Annotated in this window: 3 protein-coding genes; 1 reads left to right on the top strand and 2 read right to left on the bottom strand. The window is 59.9% G+C overall.

Features of this window, described 5'->3' with window-relative positions:
• The first annotated feature begins 183 nt into the window (after positions 1–183).
• Positions 184–1674: a hypothetical protein gene (locus HQ354_RS23050; RefSeq protein ID WP_222635718.1), complete on the top strand. Its 1491-nt coding sequence runs from the start codon at positions 184–186 to the stop codon at positions 1672–1674.
• Positions 1675–1801: 127 nt separating this feature from the next.
• Here the strand turns inward: HQ354_RS23050 and HQ354_RS23055 are convergent, their stop codons facing one another.
• Both HQ354_RS23055 and HQ354_RS23060 read right to left on the bottom strand, forming a co-directional pair.
• Complete coding sequence (locus HQ354_RS23055; protein ID WP_261769033.1) at positions 1802–3283, bottom strand: AAA family ATPase; 1482 nt, start codon at positions 3281–3283, stop codon at positions 1802–1804.
• Positions 3261–4982 carry an ATP-dependent endonuclease gene (locus tag HQ354_RS23060; protein WP_222635720.1) on the bottom strand — a complete coding sequence of 574 codons (1722 nt, stop codon included), beginning with the start codon at positions 4980–4982 and terminating at the stop codon, positions 3261–3263. The genes HQ354_RS23055 and HQ354_RS23060 overlap by 23 nt, the downstream gene beginning before the upstream one ends.
• Positions 4983–6518 lie beyond the last annotated feature (1536 nt).

A 6518-nucleotide genomic window follows, 5' to 3' on the forward strand; every position in this document is an offset into this window, starting at 1 on the left:
TGATCACCCCATAGCACTGCTTGCCTCGTAGTTGACATCTCCTGCCGCTCAACGCGATGCAAGAGTTGCGGTGCACGGCAGGCTACTCGTCCATTCACCCCAGCCCCAAACCCCAGGGTGAACCCTACGGATAGGCTGTCGCACGGGGACCGAGCGGGTCGTGGAGAGGAACAGGCGTCGAACGTGGCTGAGCAGGAGTTTCCGTGGGTCGCCGACACTGCCGGCATCTACTTCAGCGACCGCTTCAACGTGGCTCCTAGTCTCCTTGAGGAATGGGGCGCATTCGACATCTCCGTCGTGTCTGACCTTCCTGTCTTCATCGACCCGTTCCTGCTGTTCAACAGCGACAAGGAAGAGTACCGAGCGTTACACGAGCAGATCGTCAGCTATCTGTGCTTCCTTCGCGATCACGCGGATGTGGACCTCGATCCAGGTCGCATCAAGAGTTGGTACACCTTTAAAGAGGTCCGACAGAACTGGCTCGGCTTCACCGTCGGCAGCAATCGCGGCCACGGATTGGGCAAGAAGTTTGCGGTCGCGTTGCACGAGGCGCTCGGCAACTTGCTGCGAAACGTCGGCCAGGAGCCGCTGACCAGTTCGAGCCACGTCGAAAAGCTCGCACTCGTCAGCAACGGCGTCGGCAGAGACACCATCTCAGATCTCACCACGAACCTGATTAAACACTTCCTGCTTCGCTACACCAGCGACTTCGCGATGGCGCACCTCCCGCCGGAGAGCCGAAAGAGGATTCCAGTCGCACGAGCGAAGTTCAATTACCGGACCGAGACTTGGGCTGCCGAGACCTGTGACCTCCCTTTCACCGAGGGTGACTTCGTCATCTTGACACCCGCGGACATCCTCACGAAGGACGACACGTGGATCAATCGCTCCGACCTGGAACGGTCCTTCGACATGGTCCTCGAAGCGACTGAGAATCATCAACTTCGCGCGGACGTCAACCACTACCTCGGCCAACGGCTCACCAGCAAGTCGACACCCAAAGAACAGCAAGAGGTACGCGCACTTGCGCTCCGCTCGTTTCCTGAACTCGTCGATTGCTACATCAAGGTCAAGGAGGACACCGGCGACCAGGCCATCGCCAATAGCCGCCAGAAAGTTGACGACACCCAGGCGCTGCTCCGCGACCAGGTGCAGCGGGCCGCACACGACCTCGCGCAAAAGACCCCGCTCTATGAGAAGCTCTGGACTTCGCAGCAGGAAGCGCACCGAGCCGTCGAAATTTTCAAGAACTACGTCGAAAACCAGGACGGCTGGCGCAACATCAACAAGGGCAACGGCAAGGGACTATCAAGCGAACAGGACGTCCAGATCTTCTTCGGGCTGCTGCTCCAGGAGTCCCGGTTCGACATCAACCGTGAAGTCAACAACGGCCGCGGACCAGTCGACTTCAAAATCTCGATGGGGCTCGACAAGACCTTGATCGAGTTCAAGCTCGCCAAGAGCAGCTCGCTCAAGCGCAATATGGAGAACCAGGTGGAGGTCTACAAGAAGGCGAACGGCACCGACTCGGCTCTGTTCGTCGTGATCGCCTACTCGCAGCAGGAGATCGAGAAGGCAGAGAAAGCGGTACAGGCCCTCGGACTGAACGAGCCGGACACCATGGAAGTCATTATCATCGACGCGTCGCCCAAGCAGTCGGCCTCCAAGATCTAGCCAGATTGCGACGCACACGATCGTCGCCGGCACAGCAAGCACTCTCCAAACTAATCAATCTCGCCTAAAACATCCGTCAATTAATTGCGTTATGCCGACCGTAAAAGCTGCGGGTGCGGTTCAACTATTATTCTTGCAGTCCATCGCCCGTTGCGTTGCGAACTGCCATCTTTGCAGGGGGAAGTACTGAGGTATCGCTTATGATCGTGACTGACTTCGATCCGCGGGTCAAAGCCACGTACAGTTCCTGGGCACTGTACGTTTCGGCAGCAAGGATGATGACGTGATCGTACTCAAGCCCCTTGACGAGCAGTGGGCGTGAGACGACTTTGTTGGTCGGCCTGCGTCCGGCCACTCGGGAATGGTTGCGGACACGCTGGAGGCCCTCAGACATTGTGCAACCGTCGGTGGCGGCAACGCCAGTAGACCCGTTGATTTCGTTCCATGCCTCACGGCAGTGAATTGTTACTCCTGGCAGTCTGCTGAGTAGGTCAAGTGCGATTCTTACGGACGCCGGTGCAGGATCGCGGCGGACCTCAAGGACTGCATCGTAGGCTGGCTTCAGGACAGCACTTCGAGTCGCGAATGACTTTCCATCACCGAGTTGCTTCCGCTTAGCAACGGAGATGTGGGGTGCTAGCCCGCTTGAACAATCGACTGCGAATTTGACGATTGCCTGCGCAACAGCCGCACCATCGTGTGTGTCGATGCGACTTGCCAGTACCGCCACGGTCTTCTCGTCGATGGCTTCCATCACAGTGAATCTGCCACCCAGATTTCCAGCTGCGCCGACACAGTCCCAGCGACGGTTGCCTAGAACGGCAACCGTACCTACGAGGTTCGCAGCCCCAAAGCAAACACCAACGTACGTTCGCGCGTCACGACGGTGCACCCACTTCGCCGGCGTCGACCCAAGATCGATGGGCTCGCCGCTCAGCAGATTTGCTCGGATATCGACCAACCATTTCCCGAGATCCTGATGATCCGGATCCCATCGCCGCGGGCGATGTTCGATCACTGCCGGGGGAAAGTTCAAGAGGACATCGGAGGTCCAGTCAACAGGTTGATTCAGCTTGAAATTAAAGAGGCACTGCAGCGGATCCCCGAAAACCGCTGCGGGAACGGCCGAGGCCATCGCAAGCACAAGCTGGTGTTGATCGAGCAGACAGTCCTGATACTCATCAACGAAAAGGTTCGTGTAGCTGACCTGAAGCATCCGCACCACCGCCAGAGAACGAGATGCACGCGTGGCGGCGCGGTGGTACTCCTCAGACTTGCCCCAATCGGGGGCCGTGGGGACGGCGAGGCCCGAAAGGTCCGGGAAGTGGGCGATCAAGTCGTACGACCATGCGTCGATCGTGCGGATGACAACGTGATCGCTTGCCACGCCGAACTTCCGCACTCGGCGACGCAGAGCGTCCACACCGGCATGCGTGTGTGTGAGCACGAGCGAAGTGCCGCCGCGTCGAGCAACTTCTGCCACGCTAGCCGCGATCAGCTCGGTTTTGCCTGCGCCCGCCGGGAGCGTCACCGAGCATGGGAGTGCTGCGAGCACCGTTCCGACGGCCTCCTTGATGGGTGGGTTGTCATGCACCGGCGGGCTTCTCATTCTTCGCGGCGGTCGGCGTAGCTGCCGTTGGGTACGCGAAGTCTTGCAGTTTGCCGATCACTTTCATCAGGTGACTAGATTCCAGTCCGTCCCAGTGGGCAATCACTACCCCGGCCAGCTCCTCTCCCCGGTCCTCGCGCTTGAACCACTCTTTTTTCTTCGCAACAGCAGCGCCAGCGATGGCGTTCCGAACCGTGAGCTCGTCAACTCCGGCTTGCTGTCTCCAAGCCGTGACGTCGGTACCGTCGATCTGCTGGCCGCCGAGCTTGGCGCTGACGGATGCTTGGATCGACTGCTCGCCCTTGATTTCCACGGCGAGATCCACAACTGCTTGTAGGCCCGCGATCGCGAGTGTCTTGACCACCTCGTCCTCGAGAGAGTTGTCCGGCGTCCAGCGGTACACCTCGACTCCGGCTGCCCTGGCCTGCGCCACCGAATCATCAACCTCACGGTCGTCATTGTCGACAAGCATGCACGTCGAATACCCGAGGTGCTGGAAGTTCTGGGCACGCTGCGTCGGCTGAGTTCCTCCCGCCCCATTGACGAGGACGGTTCCTACAACCGCCGCAGTGACTTCACCCTTGCTAATCTGCTCGGCGTCCCAATGGCGAAGCAGCCCGCGCAGGAAGCCGACCTCTGTCGCCCCCTCCCCGACGAGCACACGACGGCCTAGGAGCGCAGCAGGGGCGCTGCGGAACGTGCCCTGCACGTTGTCGAGGTCCTCTGGGACCGGTCGACACGTGGTAGAGCCGGCACCATCGGATTGCACGACAACGAAGTCAACCGCGCTCATCGTCTGGATTGCCGTGGGTGAGTGGGTGGTCATGATGACCTGGAGCTGACCGGCGGCAGTCCGCTGCCTGAGGTGGTAAAGCGTCTGCGCCAATCGATGTGGTTCGAGCCCATGTTCAATTTCGTCGATGGCGATGATCGAGCCGTGTGCCATCGCCTGGTCTTGGATCGCCAAGCTCGTCAGTCGGCGCGTACCTAGCCCGAGTCCAGACAGCGGGACGTCGCCGTCATGAAGCATCAATGCATGTGTGGATGACGCCGAAACGGGCTCAAGGCCGGGGCGCAGGTTGCCGAACGTCGCTGCGCCGACTGCTCGTGCCGATGTCTGAGCTTCCGCTGCGGCGGCGTGCAAGGGATTAGGCTCCGCGGCGAAAACCGCCGCCCGTGCTTCCCTGTGCGCATCGAGGATGACGGACGACGCACCGTCGCCGCCCTCAGTCAGACCTGAGAGGGCCGAGCCACGGGCCCAGCGGAGATGAAAGTCAGGTCGCTCCCCCAGCCGGAAGAAGCCAAGCTGTCGTCGTTGGCTGGCCGAGATCGTGCGGGCATCGTCCGAATCGGGCCGAACGACTTCCCATGTCGGCTCGAGCTCCGGGGTCACGGTCAGTCTGAGGACGAGGCACTCCTCAGCCTCGTCGACGGGATCGTGTACGAGAGTTCCGTCAGGCATGATCCCCGAACGATCCTTGCCGAGCTGGCTCTCCTTCACGAGGGTGTCAGGCAGGTCCGTCACCGCTGCCTCGATGACGATGCTTTTACTCAGGTCAAGATTAAAGAAGTCCGCATCGGTGAATTGCGGGCTGTAGCTCGGGCTGAGCACCAATCCGATCGCGTCCAGCAGCGTGGTCTTGGTGCTGTCGCCCGCACCAACCAAACTGATGAACCGCCGGCCGATCGTCCACTCCACGGCCTCGATACCACGAAAGTGTTCAATCCGGAGCCTACGGAGCATCATGGTTGACCTCGTTTCAAAAGCCGACACGGACATCGCATGGCGAAATGATAAGTGCGCGACGCTCTTAAGCCGAACACGTCACTCAGCCTCGCTGAGAATCTCGACATATCGTCTCACGACGCTCGGCTGCCGTATGAACCTCCCAAGCTTCGGAATCGGCCGGATCGACGTCTCCGATATCCCCACCGACAAACGGTGAAGGTGATTTACTCCGACCTGCCGCGAGGCCCCTGGACGCGAAGTAGACGCTCCCCGACGCTATCAGCGCGAGTCCGACGGAGATCGACCGCGAAATGTAAGTTCTTCCAATTCAAGCGAACCCCGCCTCGTCCGATCGCCGGAGTCACTGTCAACTGACAACCGTTCGCAACCAACAGCATGACCGGCCAAAGGCTATGCACTACAAGCATCGAGACACTAATCGAAGCCCGGTCAAGCACAATCGCAGGAGGCGCCGGATCCGCTCTCGGGCATGTTCGACGCAGCGCGCCTTTTAATGCTGCGCAGCATGTTCGAAGATGTGCTCGGTTGCCTCTCGTGCTGCAATCGCATCGCGCTCGTGCCGTTCCGAATCAAAGATGCTTTGCGCCCGCAACACGAGCACTAGGGCAGACGTACAGATCCAACTCAAAGCGTCACAACGGCTACCTATCACCCCAACCGGTGCACAGGGCGCATACACCGCGGAGGCAAGCCCAGTTCAGATCCTTCTGCACACACGCCTGTAATCGAGGAACGCGCAGACGACCCACCACCGAGCGAGGTCGGGGTGCACGATCTCGCTTCGTCCTTCCATCCAAAAAGGCGAATAGAAGTCGACTTCCACGCTCAAAGATTGCTCATTCATTCAGTTTCCGCGCCGCTCAGCTAACGAACTGCTGGTTACCGGGCATGCGCAGTGCGAACGCGACACTTGACGCCACCACCAACAGCGTTGAGGTTCGAGTCTGGCCGCGGGAACTGCTCAGTTCGCCGCGACCTGGGGAAACGTGGGAGAACCGGCCCAAATTCACTCGACTCTTTGAGGTCAAAAAGTCGGATTCACCGCGTCGCGACGACAAAAAGATGACCCCCTGGCCGGCGTTTCCACTGGTCAGGGGGTCATCTTTGTGCGCCATCAGGGACTCGGACCCCGGACCCGCTGTCTTAGTGATGACAATTCATACTGGTTCATCCGAGTCCACTACTGGCCGTACGACCTGCCAGTTCAGGGAGTCGAGCAACCACTCACGGCCAGACGGATTCACCGAAGTACGCCCCAAAAGGTCGACCAAGAGTCGGCACGCTTTCACCGTCCGACACCACACGCAGCGCCTACCGACCAGAACCGTCCACCTGGTGACTCGACCCCACACAGCCCGTGAAGTACCCCAGGTTTTGTTCCGTTCTTTGTAGGAGGATGGAGCTATGCCACGTCAGTACCCGCCGGAGTTCCGGCAGCGAGCAGTGCGCATGGTGGAGACGGTGTTGGAATCCGACGCCGAGCTC

Source organism: Rhodococcus sp. BP-261 (genome assembly GCF_019835205.1).
GTDB lineage: Bacteria > Actinomycetota > Actinomycetes > Mycobacteriales > Mycobacteriaceae > Rhodococcoides > Rhodococcoides kyotonensis_B.

Coding starts and splice junctions, on each gene's coding strand:
- HQ354_RS23055 (WP_261769033.1), bottom strand. CDS start 3,283: ATGAGAAGCCCGCCGGTGCATGACAACCCACCCATCAAGGAGGCCGTC.